Annotated in this window: 19 protein-coding genes; 11 read left to right on the top strand and 8 right to left on the bottom strand. The window is 68.4% G+C overall.

Features of this window, described 5'->3' with window-relative positions:
• Position 1 precedes the first annotated feature (1 nt).
• Positions 2-622 carry a ribonuclease D gene (locus AC3ANX_RS19480; RefSeq protein ID WP_488334868.1) on the bottom strand — a complete coding sequence of 207 codons (621 nt, stop codon included), beginning with the start codon at positions 620-622 and terminating at the stop codon, positions 2-4.
• 46 nt (positions 623-668) lie between these two features.
• Complete coding sequence (locus tag AC3ANX_RS19475) at positions 669-1460, bottom strand: TerC family protein (RefSeq protein WP_488334867.1); 792 nt, start codon at positions 1458-1460, stop codon at positions 669-671.
• 209 nt (positions 1461-1669) lie between these two features.
• On the opposite strand from AC3ANX_RS19475, the gene AC3ANX_RS19470 reads away from it, so the two are divergent.
• Positions 1670-2491: a cold-shock protein gene (locus tag AC3ANX_RS19470; protein WP_488334866.1), complete on the top strand. Its 822-nt coding sequence runs from the start codon at positions 1670-1672 to the stop codon at positions 2489-2491.
• A gap of 159 nt (positions 2492-2650) precedes the next feature.
• Positions 2651-3157, top strand: a complete 507-nt coding sequence (locus AC3ANX_RS19465) for a thioredoxin family protein (protein ID WP_488334865.1) — start codon at positions 2651-2653, stop codon at positions 3155-3157.
• Between the two features lie 133 nt (positions 3158-3290).
• Here the strand turns inward: AC3ANX_RS19465 and AC3ANX_RS19460 are convergent, their stop codons facing one another.
• A complete protein-coding gene (locus tag AC3ANX_RS19460; RefSeq protein ID WP_488334864.1) occupies positions 3291-4883 on the bottom strand; it encodes a cisplatin damage response ATP-dependent DNA ligase in 1593 nt (530 codons plus the stop codon).
• 66 nt (positions 4884-4949) lie between these two features.
• Between AC3ANX_RS19460 and AC3ANX_RS19455 the strand changes: the two genes are divergently transcribed.
• Positions 4950-5783, top strand: coding sequence for a metallophosphoesterase (locus AC3ANX_RS19455; protein ID WP_488334863.1), 834 nt, complete (start codon positions 4950-4952; stop codon positions 5781-5783).
• 24 nt (positions 5784-5807) lie between these two features.
• Here the strand turns inward: AC3ANX_RS19455 and AC3ANX_RS19450 are convergent, their stop codons facing one another.
• Positions 5808-6299, bottom strand: coding sequence for a Dps family protein (locus AC3ANX_RS19450; RefSeq protein WP_488334862.1), 492 nt, complete (start codon positions 6297-6299; stop codon positions 5808-5810).
• A 98-nt stretch (positions 6300-6397) separates the two neighbouring features.
• Complete coding sequence (locus tag AC3ANX_RS19445; protein WP_488334861.1) at positions 6398-6964, bottom strand: TMEM165/GDT1 family protein; 567 nt, start codon at positions 6962-6964, stop codon at positions 6398-6400.
• A gap of 186 nt (positions 6965-7150) precedes the next feature.
• On the opposite strand from AC3ANX_RS19445, the gene rpmG reads away from it, so the two are divergent.
• Entirely contained in the window at positions 7151-7318 is a 168-nt protein-coding gene (rpmG, locus tag AC3ANX_RS19440; RefSeq protein ID WP_069203621.1) for a 50S ribosomal protein L33, read from the top strand.
• A gap of 90 nt (positions 7319-7408) precedes the next feature.
• Here rpmG and AC3ANX_RS19435 read toward each other — a convergent pair whose 3' ends face one another.
• Positions 7409-7777: a response regulator gene (locus tag AC3ANX_RS19435; RefSeq protein WP_488334860.1), complete on the bottom strand. Its 369-nt coding sequence runs from the start codon at positions 7775-7777 to the stop codon at positions 7409-7411.
• 42 nt (positions 7778-7819) lie between these two features.
• On the opposite strand from AC3ANX_RS19435, the gene AC3ANX_RS19430 reads away from it, so the two are divergent.
• Genes AC3ANX_RS19430 through AC3ANX_RS19420 form a run of 3 tightly spaced genes read left to right on the top strand, consistent with a single transcriptional unit; the run spans position 7820 to position 9207 of the window.
• Complete coding sequence (locus AC3ANX_RS19430) at positions 7820-8104, top strand: DUF3572 domain-containing protein (RefSeq protein ID WP_488334859.1); 285 nt, start codon at positions 7820-7822, stop codon at positions 8102-8104.
• A 44-nt stretch (positions 8105-8148) separates the two neighbouring features.
• A complete protein-coding gene (locus tag AC3ANX_RS19425) occupies positions 8149-8724 on the top strand; it encodes an HAD family hydrolase (RefSeq protein ID WP_488337010.1) in 576 nt (191 codons plus the stop codon).
• A gap of 18 nt (positions 8725-8742) precedes the next feature.
• Positions 8743-9207, top strand: a complete 465-nt coding sequence (locus AC3ANX_RS19420; protein WP_488334858.1) for a RidA family protein — start codon at positions 8743-8745, stop codon at positions 9205-9207.
• A gap of 167 nt (positions 9208-9374) precedes the next feature.
• On the opposite strand, the gene AC3ANX_RS19415 is transcribed toward AC3ANX_RS19420, so the two are convergent.
• Positions 9375-9998, bottom strand: coding sequence for a TlpA family protein disulfide reductase (locus AC3ANX_RS19415; protein WP_488334857.1), 624 nt, complete (start codon positions 9996-9998; stop codon positions 9375-9377).
• 19 nt (positions 9999-10017) lie between these two features.
• Between AC3ANX_RS19415 and argH the strand changes: the two genes are divergently transcribed.
• Genes argH through AC3ANX_RS19395 form a run of 4 tightly spaced genes read left to right on the top strand, consistent with a single transcriptional unit; the run spans position 10018 to position 13667 of the window.
• Positions 10018-11385: an argininosuccinate lyase gene (argH, locus tag AC3ANX_RS19410; protein ID WP_488337009.1), complete on the top strand. Its 1368-nt coding sequence runs from the start codon at positions 10018-10020 to the stop codon at positions 11383-11385.
• Positions 11386-11396: 11 nt separating this feature from the next.
• A complete protein-coding gene (locus AC3ANX_RS19405) occupies positions 11397-11633 on the top strand; it encodes a hypothetical protein (RefSeq protein ID WP_488334856.1) in 237 nt (78 codons plus the stop codon).
• Positions 11634-11646: 13 nt separating this feature from the next.
• Positions 11647-12909, top strand: a complete 1263-nt coding sequence (gene lysA, locus AC3ANX_RS19400) for a diaminopimelate decarboxylase (protein WP_488334855.1) — start codon at positions 11647-11649, stop codon at positions 12907-12909.
• Entirely contained in the window at positions 12906-13667 is a 762-nt protein-coding gene (locus AC3ANX_RS19395; protein WP_488337008.1) for a precorrin-2 dehydrogenase/sirohydrochlorin ferrochelatase family protein, read from the top strand. The genes lysA and AC3ANX_RS19395 overlap by 4 nt, the downstream gene beginning before the upstream one ends.
• A 10-nt stretch (positions 13668-13677) precedes the next feature.
• Here the strand turns inward: AC3ANX_RS19395 and AC3ANX_RS19390 are convergent, their stop codons facing one another.
• Entirely contained in the window at positions 13678-14235 is a 558-nt protein-coding gene (locus tag AC3ANX_RS19390; RefSeq protein WP_488334854.1) for a response regulator, read from the bottom strand.
• Positions 14236-14286 lie beyond the last annotated feature (51 nt).

Below are 14286 nucleotides of genomic sequence, written 5' to 3'. Positions count from 1 at the left end.
CTCACATATGCGCGAAGATGTCGATTTCGGGCCAGCCGGCGAGATCGAGCTCCGCGCGCGTGGGCAGAAAATCGAAACACGCCTGCGCCAGTGCGGTGCGGCCTTCGCGCGCGAGCCGACGGTCAAGCTCCTCGCGCAGCGCGTGGAGGTAGCGCACGTCGGAGGCGGCATAATCCTTCTGCGCGTCGGACAGCACCGGGCCGCCCCAGTCGGACGATTGCTGCGCCTTGGAGATGTCGGTGCCGAGCAGTTCGCGCACCAGTTCCTTCAGGCCGTGGCGATCGGTATAGGTGCGCACCAGCCGCGAGGCGATCTTGGTGCAATAGACCGGCGCCGCCGTGACGCCGAGATAATGGCGGATCGCGGCAAGGTCGAAGCGTCCGAAATGGTAGAGCTTCACCCGCGCCGGATCGGCGAGCAGAGCGCGCAGGTTCGGCGCGGCATAGTCGCTGCCGGGCGAGAAGCGCACGAGATGCTCGTCCGGCCCGCCATCGGAAAGCTGGACGACGCACAGCCGGTCGCGCGGGGTGATGAGCCCCATCGTCTCGGTATCGACGGCGATGTCGGCGCCGGGCGCGAACACGCCCTCGGGCAGGTCTTCTTCGTGGAGATGAACGGTCATCGCGTGGCCCTAGCGGGGATGGGCGCGTTGCTCAATGGGGCGGGGCTCAATGCCCGGCGCGCCTCGCCTTCGCGCGCCGCTGCCACAGGTTGAGCGCCTCGACCGCGCCGGAAAAGCCCATCGCGGTGTAGATATAGCCCTTGGGCACATGCGCGCCGAACCCTTCTGCCACCAGCACCATGCCGACCATCAGCAGGAAGCCGAGCGCGAGCATCACCACGCTGGGGTTAGCGTTGATGAAGGCGGCGAGCGGATCGGCGGCGAGCAGCATCACCGCCACCGCGATGATGACCGCGACGTACATGATCGCGACATGCTCGGTCATGCCGACCGCGGTCAGGATCGAATCGATCGAGAACACCACGTCGAGCGCGATGATCTGGAGGATCGCGGCGGTGAAGGTCAGTTCCGCCGCCTTGCGCACGCCGCCCGGCTGCGAGTCGTTTTCGCTCGCGTGGCCATCGACGCTGCCGTGGATTTCTTTGGTCGCCTTGTACATGAGGAACAGCCCGCCCGCGATCAGGATGATGTCCCTCCACGACAAGGCGGTCTCGAACGAAGGTTCGCCATGCGCGCCCGGCGGACCGGTCAGCCCCAGGTCGATCACCGTCGCCTGCAAGCCGATGATCCACGCGATCGCGGTGAGCAGCAGCAGCCGCATCGCCAGCGCGAGGCCTATCCCTGTCCGTCTGGCGCGTTGCCGCGTGTGTTCGGGTAGCTTGTTCGACAGAACCGCGATGAAGATGAGATTGTCGATGCCGAGCGCGATTTCCATCACCACCAACGTCGCGAGCGCCGCCCAGGCGGCCGGATCGGCAAGGAGCGAAAGCATCGACATGGCGCCTGATGTGCCGTTCGCGCCACAGGCTGGCAAGCATCTCACCGGCATTGTGGCGTAATTTGGACGAATTTGTTTTCCGCCCCGCACATTTTAGGTTAGGTAGAGTCGGTGGCGCGATTGGTTTGGTGCCCAAAGACCTGCGTTTTTCGTCCGGCGCACGGTTTCTTGGATGGTGATTTCGGACGAGCCGGGAAGACGAACAGGGCATGAGTTTCGATAAAGGACGCCGCGGAGAGCGCGGTGGGCGCGGCCGCGATAAGCGCGATGGTTTCGGCGGCGATGATTTCGGCGGCGGCGGCGGCTTTGGTGGCGGCGACCGGTTCGGCGGCGGCGGTGATCGCTTCGGCGGTGGCGGCGACCGGTTCGGCGGCGGTGGCGATCGCTTCGGCGGCGGCGGCGGCGGCTTCCGCAGCGGCGGTGGCGGCGGCTTCGGCGGCGGCGGTGGTTTTGGCAGCGGCGGCGGCGGTGGCCGCGGCATGCCTCCCCAGGTCGTCGGCGAGGGCACTGGCGTCGTAAAGTTCTTCAACGGTCAGAAGGGCTTCGGCTTCGTCGTTCGTGATGACGGCGGCGAGGATGTGTTCGTGCACATCTCGGCAGTCGAGCAGGCCGGCCTGACCGGTCTGGCCGAGGGTCAGCCGCTCGGCTTCACGCTCGTCGATCGCGGTGGCCGTATCTCGGCGACCGACCTCAAGATCGAGGGCGAACCGCTCCCCGTCACCGACCGCGGCCCGCCGCGCGAGCGTGATGCGGCAGCCCCTGGCGGCCCGCGTGGCGCAGCCGGCGGCGCGGGTGGCCCGCAGCGCCAGCTCACCGGCGAGAAGGCGACCGGCACGGTCAAGTTCTTCAACGCGATGAAGGGCTTCGGCTTCATTCAGCGCGACGACGGCCAGCCCGACGCGTTCGTCCACATCTCGGCAGTCGAGCGTGGCGGCATGTCGACGCTCAACGAGGGCGACCGGCTCGAGTTCGAGCTCGAGGTCGATCGTCGCGGCAAGTACGCGGCGGTGAACCTCACCTCGATCGCCTGATTCGAAACGGCTGCCGTTCGCGGCGGCCGAATCGGGCGACGCCCCGGCGTTTCGCGAGAGATCAAGACCCGGCGTGCTTTCGGCGCGCCGGGTTTTTCTTTGCTTGGCTTTGGCGGTGGCAATTCCGATATGATGCATAGACATTCAACGGAGTTGCCCATGATCCGCCGCGCGCTCGCTCTTGCCGCCATCCTGCTCGCCACGCCGGCCGTGGCCGCGCCGGCGCCGCACATGCCGATCAGCAGCTTCGAGCAACTCAGCAAACCGTTGCCGCTGCCCTACGACGAGCAGGCCGACGCGAAGGCGGTGGTCGCCGCCGCAAAGGCGCGCGCCAAGGCGCATCACAAGCTGCTGGTGATCGACCTCGGCGGCAACTGGTGCCTCGATTGCCGCATCCTTGCCGGCACGATCGAGGTGCCCGCGCTCAAGGCCTGGGTCGATCGCCATTACGAGCTGGTCACGGTCGATGTCGGCCGGTTCAACAAGAACCTCGATATTCCAGCGCATTACGGCATCACCGATCGGCTGAAGGGCGTGCCGAGCCTGCTGGTGGTCGATCCGCGCACCGACCGCCTCGTCAATGCCGGCCGCACCGCCGCGCTCGCCGACGCACGCTCGATGAGCCCGCAGGGTCTCGCCGACTGGCTGGCGAGCTGGACGCGCTGAGGTTGCGGCGGCGTGCTGGTTCGGCTGGGCACGCCTGAACCCACCACACCGTCTTTCCTCAGCGAAGTCGAAGGGCCTGTACGCCCCTCGATCCCAGCCGTGTGCTTCGACTTTGCTCAGCACGAGCGGTATTTCAGGTGATGAGCTTGCGCAGCCCCGCCACCGTATCGGCCTCGTTCGCGGGCTTGTCGGTGCGGATGCGCGCGATGCGGGGGAAGCGCATCGCCACGCCCGACTTGTGCCGCTTCGATTCGTGGATCGAATCGAACGCGATCTCCAGCACCATGGTCTTTTCGACTTCGCGCACCGGGCCGAACCGCGCGGTGGTATGCGCGCGCACGAAGCGGTCGAGCATCTTCATTTCCTCATCGGTAATGCCCGAATACGCCTTGCCGACCGGAAGCAATTCGCCGTCTTCGGTCCAGCATCCGAAAGTATAGTCCGAATAAAACGACGAGCGCCGCCCGTTACCGCGCTGCGCATACATCATCACGCAATCGGCGGTGAGCGGGTCGCGCTTCCATTTGTACCACAGCCCGACGCGACGCCCGGAGACATAGGCCGAATCGCGTCGCTTGAGCATCACCCCCTCGATCGCCGCATCGCGCGCGCCCGCGCGGATGCCCTCGAGCGCGGTGAAATCGGGCGCGGCGATCAGCGCGCTGACGTCGAACCGCTCGGCCGGCAGCCTGCGCGCGAACGCCTCGAGCCGCGCGCGCCGCTCGGTCCAGGTGCGTTCGCGGACATCCTCGGCACCGTCGAACAGGATGTCGTAGAGCCGCACGAAGGCGGGCGCCTCGGCCAGCATCTTCGCCGACACGACCTTGCGCCCGAGTCGCTGCTGGAGCGCGTTGAAGCTGGCCGCGCCGCCTTCCTCGGTGGCATGGCCCTGCGCATCGCCCTTCACCATCAGCTCGCCGTCGAGCACGCCCGGAACCGTGAAATCGCGCGCCACCTCCGGGAAGCTGCGCGTGATGTCGTCGCCCGCGCGGCTGTAGAGCCGCGTCTCGCCCGCGACATGGACGAGCTGGACACGGATGCCATCCCACTTCCATTCGGCGGCATAATCGGCGAGGTCGACGCGCCCGTCCTCGAGCGGATGCGCGAGCATGAACGGGCGGAACACCGGCGTATCGGCGGCGGTCGGCTGTTCGCCCTCGCCGGCGGCCCAGGCGAACAGCGACGCATAGGGCGGATCGATGCCGTGCCACAATTCCTCGACCGCATCGACCTCCAACCCGAACGCCTGCGCCAGCGCGGTCTTGGCGAGCCGTGCGGAGACGCCGATCCGTAAAGCGCCCATCGCCATCTTGAGCAACGCGAATCGTTCGTTGGCGTTCAGCCGGTCGAGCATCGCCGCGAGTGCGCCCGGCGCATCGGCGCGCGACAGGCTGCCGAGCCGCGTCACCGCGTCGGCGAGCGACAGCGGTCCCGCATCGGGCGGCGGCACCAGAGGATCGGGCCAGAGCAGCGAGACGGTCTCGGCGGTATCGCCGACATAATCGCGGCTCATCGCGAACAGCACCGGATCCACACGCTCCTCGATCAGCGCGCGGATCAGCGCGGGTTTGATCGCGGGCAGATCGAGATCGCCGGTCAGCACCGCCATCGCATAGCCGCGATCGGGATCGGGCGTGGCGCGCAGATAATCCACGATCAGCTTGAGCTTCGCGTTGCGCGAGCGCGTGTAGATGAGCGAGTCGAGGAGCTGCGCGAAGGCCTGCATGACGGATCAACCCTGCGCCTGCACCGCTGGTTCCGCCAGCGGTTTGCATCTGTTAGCAGGTGCAGCATGCGCCGCCGCCTGATCCTTGCCGTCTGCCTGCTCGTCGCGCTTGGCGCGGCGGTCGCGCTCTATGCCTTTGCCGAGGCGCGGCGCGATCCGGTGGTGCGGCGCGTGACCGTCGCGCTGCCGATGTGGCCAGTCGGGCAGGCGCCGGTGCGTGTCGTGCTGGTCAGCGATCTCCACATCGGTTCGCCGGTGATGGATGCGGCCCGGCTGCGGCGGATCGTCGCGCAGATCGACGCGCTGCGCCCCGATCTCGTGCTGATCGCGGGCGATTTCATCTATGGGGAGCGACCCGACGGCGCGGCGCTGCATGGGCCGGCGATGATCGCGCCGCTCCGCGCGTTGCATGCGCGGCTCGGGGTGTTTGCGGTGCCGGGCAATCACGATCACGGCACCGGCATCGCGGCGGTGGCGCGGCAGGTGCGGGCCGCCGGGGTGACGCTGCTGCGCAATCAGGCGGTGCAGGTCGGACCGCTCGCGCTTGGCGGGATCGACGATGCCGTCACGCATCACGCGCGCGTGCTCGCGACCGCCAACCTCACGCGCAGGACGCCGGGCGCGCGGGTGTTGCTGTCGCACACGCCCGATATCGCGCCATGGCTGTCGCCTGACATGACGTTGCTGCTGGCGGGGCACACGCATTGCGGGCAGATCGTGCTGCCGCTGCTTGGACCGCTCGGCGAGGTGTCTCGCCCGCGCTATCGCTGCGGGATCATCCGCCGGCGCGGCAATGTGGTGATCGTCGGCGCGGGAGTCGGCACCAGCGTGCTGCCGTTCCGGCTCGGCGCGCCGCCCGATCTGTGGCTGCTGACGTTGGGGCCGAAGCCGGCGCGGTGAGCGGGGCCGCGCCGGTCTGCGGGATCAGGCGTTGCGGCTGGCTTCGAACAGGAACCAGGCGCGCTCCTCGGCGAGGTCGGTCCATTCGTCGAGGATGCCGCTGGTGGCGTTGTCCTTCGCCTCGTCGACGATGTCCTTGGCTTCGCGCAGCTTCTCGACCAGCTTGAGATTGTCCTCACGCAGTTCGATCAGCATGCGCGCGGCGGGGACGAACTCCTCGTCGTTATCCTCGATCGACTGGTGGCGGGCGATGTCGCCGATCGAACGCAGCGTGGTGTTGCCGGTCTTGCGCACGCGCTCGGCGATCGCGTCGGTGGTGCCGAGGATCTGCGTCGCCTGATCGTCGAGCATCAGGTGATAGTCGCGGAAGTGCGGGCCCGAGACGTGCCAGTGGAAATTCTTGGTCTTCAGATACAGCGCGAACGAATCGGCGAGGATAGCATTGAGCGCCTGCGCCACGGTCTTGGCGGCGTTGGTCTGGATGTCGGTCGGGGTCTTCAGCGCTTCGTCGGTCACGTCACGGCTCCTTGAGAGATGGTTCGTTGCGAGAACGGTTCGATAGCCAAATGGCTCCCCGCTGTCCCGGCGAGATTTCCATCACATTGATCGAGTCGCTAGATCAATCTCAGCGCCGACAGACCCGATATCGCGCCGACCGTACAGAGCAGCAGCCCGGTGCCGATGCGGATCGCGCGGATCGGCAGCGCCTTGCGCGCCGGTTCGCCCGCCAGCACGGCAGCGGCGTTGACCAGCCCCGCGCCGAGCGTCGCGCCGACGCCTGCGAGCACCGGCGCATCGCTGCGCGCCGCAAAGGCGAGGGTGGCGAACTGCGTGCGATCCCCGAAGGCGAGGATGGCCATGCCGAACAGGCTGGTCGCGAACGCTCCGATCCGCCATTTGGCGAGCCGGTCGGGCGGCTTCAGTCGCCCGAATGCGCCGGCACCCGCCGAGAGCAGGGCCAGCGCGACCAGCAGCGCGCGCGCGTTGGGCGTCAGGTGGGCGGCGACGATGCCACCGCCATAGCCGGCGATGCCATTGCCGATCGCCAGCGCGATCAGTGTCGCGACGATCACCGTGCCACGCTTGGCGAATCGGTCGCCGAGAATTGCGGCGAGCCACGGGGTACGATCGCCTGCCTCGATCACGATCGCGGCGACGAAGGCGGCCATCAGCGCGTCCATGCAGGGCTCGATCGTGGGAAAAGCGCGGTCGCCATGCCGTCTCGCTGCACCGCGCACGGTATCGGCGGCGTTAACGCGCGTGCATCGGCTTGACATTTCGCGGCCGCTCCGCCATCGGGCATCGCCTGAGGGGCGGCCCACGCGGCCGCCTTTACCGTTTTTGTCGCATTTGCAGGATTAGGGCTCATGGCCAAGCCGACCACCGTCAAGATCAAGCTCATCAGCTCGGCTGACACCGGCTTCTTCTACGTCACGAAGAAGAACCCGCGCACCAAGACCGAGAAGCTGAGCTTCAAGAAGTACGATCCGGTCGTGCGCAAGCATGTCGAGTTCAAGGAAGCCAAGATCAAGTGATCTGACGGGCGGCGTAAGCCGTCCTTCGATCATCCCCGCGCAGGGGGATCAGAGCCGCGAGGGCAGCCCTCGCGGCTTTTGTCGTGCGCTTTACGGCGCCATCAGCGCGTTGACCGCCTCGACGAATCGCATCAGCGAGATCGGCTTGGACACATAGGCGTCCGCCCCTGCGCCGCGAATCCGCTCCTCATCCTCGCGTCCCGCATAGGCCGTCACCGCCATGATCGGGATGTCGCGCAACGCCTCGTCCGCCTTCAACTGGGTGATGAGCTCGAACCCGGTGAGGTGCGGCAACTGGATGTCGGTGATGATGAGATCGGGCGCGAAATCGCGCGCGCGCGCCACCGCCTCGCGTCCGTCGCGCAGGCCCTCGGTCAGGAAATCGTGGGCGCGCAGCAGATCGCAGAAAAGTTTCAGGTTGAGTTCGTTGTCCTCGACAACGAGCACCCTTTTTGCCACGTCCACCCCACCTCACACCAATTCGAAAGCGCTGGTTACGCAATGCGCGCGCCTGACACAAATCCTGACGCGACCGAACTGGCGCTCCGCGCGCTGGCGTGGACGCTCGCCGACGCCGATCGCGCGCAGCGGCTGCTCGACACGACCGGGCTGATGCCCGACGATCTGCGCGCTCGCGCCGGTGAACCGGCCGTGCTGGCGGCGGTGCTCGGCTTCCTCGAAGGCTATGAGCCCGATCTGATTGCCTGCGCCGAAGACCTCGACGTCAAGCCCGAGGCGATCGTCGCCGCACATGCCGCGCTTGGCGGCGGGTGGGACGAAGCGTGAGTCGCCCGCTGCTCATCACCGATTGCGACGAGGTGCTGCTGCACATGGTGCGGCATTTCGGCGTGTGGCTGCGCGAATCGCACGACGTCGATTTCGACGTGCGCGGGCCGGACATGTTCAACAGCATGCGCCGCGCCAATGGCGAGCGGCCCAGCACCGAGGAGATGTGGGGCTTCCTCGGCGGCTTCTTCCCTGCCGAGATGGAGCGGCAGACCCTGGTGCCGCATGCGCGCGAGGCGCTCGCCGGCTTGAGCGAAGTCGCCGATATCGTCGTGCTGACCAACTTGCAGGATCATGTGCGCGACGCGCGAATCGAGCAGCTCGCACGCTTCGGCATCGCCCACCGCGTCGAGACCAACCAGGGCGGCAAGGGCGATCCGGTCGGGCGGCTGGTGGCGGAATATGGCGCGAGCGTCACGGTGTTCGTCGACGATCTCGCCGTGCATCACGAATCGGTCGCCACTCACGCGCCGCATGTCTTCCGCCTGCACATGATCGCCGAGCCCGATCTCGCGCCCAACGTGCCGCCGGCGCCGCATGCGCACGCGCGCATCGACGACTGGCGCGCGGCGCAGGCGTGGATCGCCGATCGCTTCGCCACCGGCACCCCCGCTTCCTGACCCACGAGAGAGATCCGCATGACCGACCGTATCGACCGCAAGCTCGCCGAACTGAACCTGACGCTGCCCGCGCCCGCCGCACCCGTCGCCGCCTATGTGCCCGCGGTCGATGCCGGCGGGCTGCTCCATGTTTCGGGCCAGTTGCCGTTCGACAACGGCGCGCTGATGACCGGCCGGCTCGGCGAGGACCGCGATGTCGCTTATGGCGCGCAGGCGGCGCAGAATTGCGCGCTGATGCTGGTCGCGCAGATCAAGGCGGCGCTGGGCGGGCTGCACCGGGTCGAGCGGATCGTAAAGCTCGGCGTGTTCGTCAACTCGGCGGGCGACTTCACCGATCAGCCCAAGGTCGCCAACGGCGCGTCGGACCTGATGGTCGCGCTGTTCGGGGAAGCGGGCAAGCATGCGCGCAGCGCGGTCGGCGTGCCGGCGCTGCCGCTGGGCGCGGTGGTCGAGGTCGACGCGATCGTGAAGATTACCGACTGATTTGGCACGCGCGGAGGCTCGAAGAAAAGCGAGTAGCGCTGCGCCCGCCATTCCGTCGCCCCGGCGCAGGCCGGGGCCGCTGGGTTTATGGCGACCGGCCCGCCTCGTAACGTAGCGGCCCCGGCCTGCGCCGGGGCGACGAACTGCTTTTTTGAAACTCTACGCCGTTACTTGGCTTCGGCCAGCAGCGCCTTCGCGCTCGGTGTGGTCCAGTCCATGCCGCCGACCATGCGCCACACTTCGTGCCCGGTCGAATCGTAGAGGATGCTGGTCGGCAGGCTCGCGTTGAAGGCGATGCTCAAGCCCACCTTGCTGTCGAGATAGGGTTGCAGGTTGGTCAGGTGGTTCTTGGCGAAGAACGCCGAGACCAGCCCGCGATCCTTGTCCTGGCTGATCGCGGCGACGTGCATCGTCGCGGCGGCTTTCTCCAGCGTCGGCATCTCGGCCACGCACGGCCCGCACCATGTCGCCCACAGGTTGACCAGCACCGGCTTGCCCCTGAACGCCGCAATCGTGGTCGGCTTGTCCTGAGGGTCGGCGAAAGTGACGGCGGGGGCGGCATCGCCCTTGTGGCTGCGGTCGATCGTGCCGATCGCGTCGACCGGCACCTTCTCGCCCTCCTTCGGTGCCGCCGCGTCGGCGGTCGGGCTGGCGGAGGGGGTGGGCGAAGGGGTCGGCGCAGCACGCGGGACGACTTGCGCCTTGGTGGAGTCCTGCCTATCGCCGCAGCCAGCCATCAGGGTAAGCAGCGCCACGGCAGGGAGCAGCACGATCGTCGAGCGTAAGGACATGAAGGGCGCATCCAATGCGATGTGGGGCGGCCGTTTCGCGGAAGGGCCCGCTGCGGTCATGCGCGAGATAAATGCCTCGATCCCGTTCGACAAGCGCTTGTGGCGGCAGGATCTTGCGGGCTCGAAGGCGCATGTCGCGATGCTGGGCAAGACCGGCATCGTCGCGGCGGAAGACGCCGAGGCGATCGCCGCCGGGCTCGACACCGTCGCCGCCCACTATGAGGCGAACGGCGTCGCCGAGGACATGGTGCTCGAAGACATCCACATGCAGAGCGAGGCACGGCTCGCCGAGGCGATCGGGCTCGTAGCGGGGCGGCTGCATACGGCGCGCTCGCGTAACGATCAGGTCGCGACCGATTTCCGGCTGTGGGTGCGCGACGCGATCGATCAGGTCGATGCGGCGCTCAAGGGGTTCCAGCTTGCGCTGCTCGCGCGCGCCGAGGAGCATGCCGACAGCGTGATGCCCGGCTTCACCCATCTGCAAAGCGCGCAGCCGGTCACGCTCGGCCATCACCTGATGGCCTATTTCGAAATGACCGCGCGCGATCGCAGCCGTTTCGCCGATGCGCGCGCACGCGGCAACCGCAGCCCGCTCGGCTCGGCGGCGCTGGCCGGCACCGGCTTCCCGATCGATCGGGAGATGACCGCGCAGGCGCTCGGCTTCGACGCGCCGACGCGCAATTCGCTCGACGCGGTTTCGGACCGGGATTTCGCGATCGAGTATCTCACCGCCGCCGCGCAGGTGTCGCTGCATCTGTCGCGATTGGCCGAGGAGTTCATCCTGTGGGCGTCGCAGCCGTTCGGCTTCGTCTCGCTGTCAGATCAGTGGTCGACCGGTTCGTCGATCATGCCGCAGAAGCGCAACCCCGATGCCGCCGAGCTGGTGCGCGGGCATAGCGGGCGGATCATTGGTTGCCTCACGTCGCTGATGGTGACGATGAAGGGTCTGCCGCTCGCCTATTCGAAGGACATGCAGGACGACAAGCCGCCGGTGTTCGAGGCGCACGACCTGCTCGGCCTGTCGATCGCGGCGATGACGGGAATGGTCGAAAGCGCGACGTTCCGCACGCAGCGGATGCGCGCCGCCGCCGAGGCAGGCTTCTCGACCGCGACCGACCTCGCCGACTGGCTGGTGCGCGAGGGCGGGGTGCCGTTCCGCGAGGCGCATCACATCACCGGCCGCGCGGTGAAGCTGGCGGAGGAGCGCGGCATCGCGCTCGACGCGATCCCGCTCGACGACCTGAAGGCGATCGATGCGCGTATCGACGACCGCGTCTATGGCGTGCTGTCCGTCGATGCCTCGGTGGCGAGCCGCACCAGTTTCGGCGGCACCGCGCCCGCACGGGTGCGCGCGGCGATCGCGCAGGCGCGGGCGGATATCGTATGAGGCGGCAGGGCATGAAGCGGCTGGTCCTCGTTGCTGTGCTCGCGCTCGGCGGGTGCGGCTCGGCGTCCGAGCTGAAACCGGAGAGCGGCCAGTCGCTGCCGGTCGCCCCCTACGGTGCGCGCGCCACGCCGACCGCGGCGCAATTGCTCAAACCGAGCAGCCAAGACCGGCCCGAGCGCAGCGACGAGCTGCTCAAGAAATCGGACACCCGGCGCGGCGACGAATTCGACCTTCCACCCCATAACTGAACGGCACGCTGCAATGGATCATTTCGCGCTGGTGGATGGCGCCCTGCACTGCGAGGGCGTGTCGCTCGAACGGATCGCGGCCGAGGTCGGCACGCCGGTCTATGTCTATTCGGCATCGACCTTCACGCGCCACGCCGAGGTGTTCCGCGACGGCCTGTCGGGGGTGAAGCGCAAGCACCTCGCTTATGCGATCAAGGCCAACCCCAACCTCGCGGTGCTGCGGCTGCTCGCCAATGCGGGCTACGGCGCGGACGTGGTGTCGGGCGGCGAACTCGCGCGCGCGATCGCCGCAGGGATTCCGGCGTCGGAGATCGTGTTCTCGGGCGTCGGCAAGACGGTCGGCGAACTCACCAAGGCGCTCGACGTCGGGCTCGGCCAGTTCAACCTCGAACTGGAGGAGGAGGGGGTCGTCCTCGCCGGAATCGCGGCGGCGGGCGGCACGGTCGCACAGGCGGTGCTGCGCGTGAACCCCGATGTGGATGCGGGCACCCACGCCAAGATCTCCACCGGCAAGGCGGAGAACAAGTTCGGTGTGCCGATCAGCGAGGCGCGCGCGATCTTCGACCGGCTGGCGGGGCTGGCGGGCCTCAACCTGCGCGGCGTTGCGATCCATATCGGCAGCCAATTGTCCGATCTCGCCCCGCTCGAAGCCGCCTACCGCCGCATCGGCCAGCTCGTGCAGGAACTGCGCGGCGCGGGGCACACGATCACGCATGTCGATCTCGGCGGCGGGCTTGGCGTGCCGTATAAGGCGGGCGACGTGTTCCCGAGCCCCGCCGATTATGGCGCAATGGTCGCGCGCGTCACCGATGGCTGGGACGCGACCCTGATGTTCGAACCCGGCCGGGTGATCGCGGGCAATTCGGGCGTGCTGCTGACCAAGGTGATCTGGGTGAAGCCCGGCGTCACCAACCCCTATGTCATCGTCGACGCCGCGATGAACGATCTCGCGCGGCCGGCGATGTACGATGCCTGGCACGATTTCCAGGCGGTACGGCCTACGGGTGAGCGGATGACCGCCAACATCGCCGGGCCGGTGTGCGAGAGCGGCGACACCTTCGCGATGGGGCGCGACATCGACGCGGTGAAATCGGGCGATCTCGCGATCTTCCGCACCGCCGGCGCCTATGGCGCGACGATGGCGAGCACCTACAACAGCCGCGCACTTGTGCCCGAGGTGCTGGTCAGCGGCGACCGCTACGCGGTGGTCGCCGACCGAATCCAGCCCGAGACGATCCTCGCCGCCGAACGCCTGCCGGAGTGGCTGACCGCGTGACGCTCGCCAGCCTGCCCGTCTTCGTCCGCGCGCAGGGCCGGGCGGTGATGCTGGTGGGCGAGGGCGCGGCGGCGGACGCCAAGCGGCGGCTGCTCGAGCGCGCGGGTGCGCTGGTGGTCGGCGAGGACGACGCGGCGGCGCTGGCGATCGTCGCGATCGAAGACGATGCCGAAGCGGACGCGGTGGTGGCGCGGTTGAAGGCGCGCGGCATCCTCGTCAACGCGGTCGACCGGCCGGCATTGTGCGACTTCACCTTGCCCGCGATCGTCGATCGCTCACCGGTGATCGTCGCGATCGGTACCGGCGGAGTCTCGGCCGGTCTGGCGGCGGCGCTGCGCCAGCGGCTCGAGGCGCTGCTGCCGCCGGGGCTGGGGCGTCTCGCCGAGGCGCTGTTCGCTGCCCGCGCGGCGATCCGCGCGCGCTTCCCCGATGCGGGCGCGCGGCGCATGGCGCTTGGCGCGGCGTTTGCGGAGGGCGGCGCGCTCGATCCGCTGGCGCGGGATGCGGAGGCGGTCGCGGGGTGGCTGGACCGCGCCGGTCACGCGCCGGCCGACGTGGCCCGCATCGCGTTGCGCTCGGACGATCCTGACGATCTCACGCTGCGCGAGGCGCGCTGGCTGGCGCAGGCCGAGCGCGTGGTGGCGGGGGATGACGTGCCCGAGGCGGTCCTTGCGCGGGCGCGCGCGGATGCGGTTCGGGTCGCAACGCTCCCCGAAAGCGGCGCGCCCGGGCTGACGGTCGTCGTCACCCGGTCGTAGCGCGATCGGTTCAGCAGCCTGCCTGCTCGACCCGATCGTTGAGCGCCTGAAGCGAGGCGACCAGCCGTCTGCGGTCGGCGCGCGTGGCAGCGAGTTCGCTCTGCGCCGCGCCGAGCGCTGTCGCGCGTTCGGCGACGCAGGCGTCGAGCGCGGCGTTTGAATGTTTGAGTTCGGATATGCGCTGCGCCCGGTCGATCACGCGCGCGATCCGTGCCGCCAGCACGTCGAAATCGAACGGCTTGGCGACATGATCGTCTGCGCCTGCCGCGAGCGCCGCCACCGCTGCCGCCGGATCGGAGCGGCCGGTCAGCAGGATCACCGGCAGGTCGCGCGTGTCGGCTTGCGCACGCAGCGTGCGCAGCAGTTGCATGCCCGACATGCCCGGCATCACCATGTCGGCAAGCACCAGATCGAATCGCTGTGCGGCGATATGGTCGAGCGCGTCGGCGCCGCCGTCGCACAGCACCACGCCGTAACCGAGTCGACCGAGCCGCCGCCCCATCACCGCCAGCGCGGTGTGGCTGTCGTCGACGACGAGGATGCTGCGAGGTGTTGCGTGGGGATGCATGGCGATGCTCGGCTGGACAGGATGGCCCCGTGTACCGCGCAGACATCAGTT

It is taken from the genome of Sphingomonas sp. BRN-1R, from assembly GCF_057748035.1.
The sequence above is the reverse complement of the archived record's forward strand: the minus strand, read 5'-3'. Positions and strand labels throughout refer to the sequence as shown.

What these genes read in the sequence shown, in the direction of transcription:
- AC3ANX_RS19415 (WP_488334857.1), bottom strand. Translation starts at nt 9,998, where the DNA reads ATGTCCTTACGCTCGACGATCGTGCTGCTCCCTGCCGTGGCGCTGCTT.
- AC3ANX_RS19460 (WP_488334864.1), bottom strand. Translation starts at nt 4,883, where the DNA reads ATGCAGGCCTTCGCGCAGCTCCTCGACTCGCTCATCTACACGCGCTCG.
- AC3ANX_RS19475 (WP_488334867.1), bottom strand. Translation starts at nt 1,460, where the DNA reads ATGTCGATGCTTTCGCTCCTTGCCGATCCGGCCGCCTGGGCGGCGCTC.
- lysA (WP_488334855.1), top strand. Translation starts at nt 11,647, where the DNA reads ATGGATCATTTCGCGCTGGTGGATGGCGCCCTGCACTGCGAGGGCGTG.
- AC3ANX_RS19445 (WP_488334861.1), bottom strand. Translation starts at nt 6,964, where the DNA reads ATGGACGCGCTGATGGCCGCCTTCGTCGCCGCGATCGTGATCGAGGCA.
- AC3ANX_RS19405 (WP_488334856.1), top strand. Translation starts at nt 11,397, where the DNA reads ATGAAGCGGCTGGTCCTCGTTGCTGTGCTCGCGCTCGGCGGGTGCGGC.
- AC3ANX_RS19390 (WP_488334854.1), bottom strand. Translation starts at nt 14,235, where the DNA reads ATGCATCCCCACGCAACACCTCGCAGCATCCTCGTCGTCGACGACAGC.
- AC3ANX_RS19420 (WP_488334858.1), top strand. Translation starts at nt 8,743, where the DNA reads ATGACCGACCGTATCGACCGCAAGCTCGCCGAACTGAACCTGACGCTG.
- AC3ANX_RS19430 (WP_488334859.1), top strand. Translation starts at nt 7,820, where the DNA reads ATGCGCGCGCCTGACACAAATCCTGACGCGACCGAACTGGCGCTCCGC.
- AC3ANX_RS19455 (WP_488334863.1), top strand. Translation starts at nt 4,950, where the DNA reads ATGCGCCGCCGCCTGATCCTTGCCGTCTGCCTGCTCGTCGCGCTTGGC.
- AC3ANX_RS19465 (WP_488334865.1), top strand. Translation starts at nt 2,651, where the DNA reads ATGATCCGCCGCGCGCTCGCTCTTGCCGCCATCCTGCTCGCCACGCCG.
- AC3ANX_RS19470 (WP_488334866.1), top strand. Translation starts at nt 1,670, where the DNA reads ATGAGTTTCGATAAAGGACGCCGCGGAGAGCGCGGTGGGCGCGGCCGC.
- AC3ANX_RS19425 (WP_488337010.1), top strand. Translation starts at nt 8,149, where the DNA reads ATGGTGCGGCATTTCGGCGTGTGGCTGCGCGAATCGCACGACGTCGAT.
- AC3ANX_RS19480 (WP_488334868.1), bottom strand. Translation starts at nt 622, where the DNA reads ATGACCGTTCATCTCCACGAAGAAGACCTGCCCGAGGGCGTGTTCGCG.
- argH (WP_488337009.1), top strand. Translation starts at nt 10,018, where the DNA reads ATGTGGGGCGGCCGTTTCGCGGAAGGGCCCGCTGCGGTCATGCGCGAG.
- rpmG (WP_069203621.1), top strand. Translation starts at nt 7,151, where the DNA reads ATGGCCAAGCCGACCACCGTCAAGATCAAGCTCATCAGCTCGGCTGAC.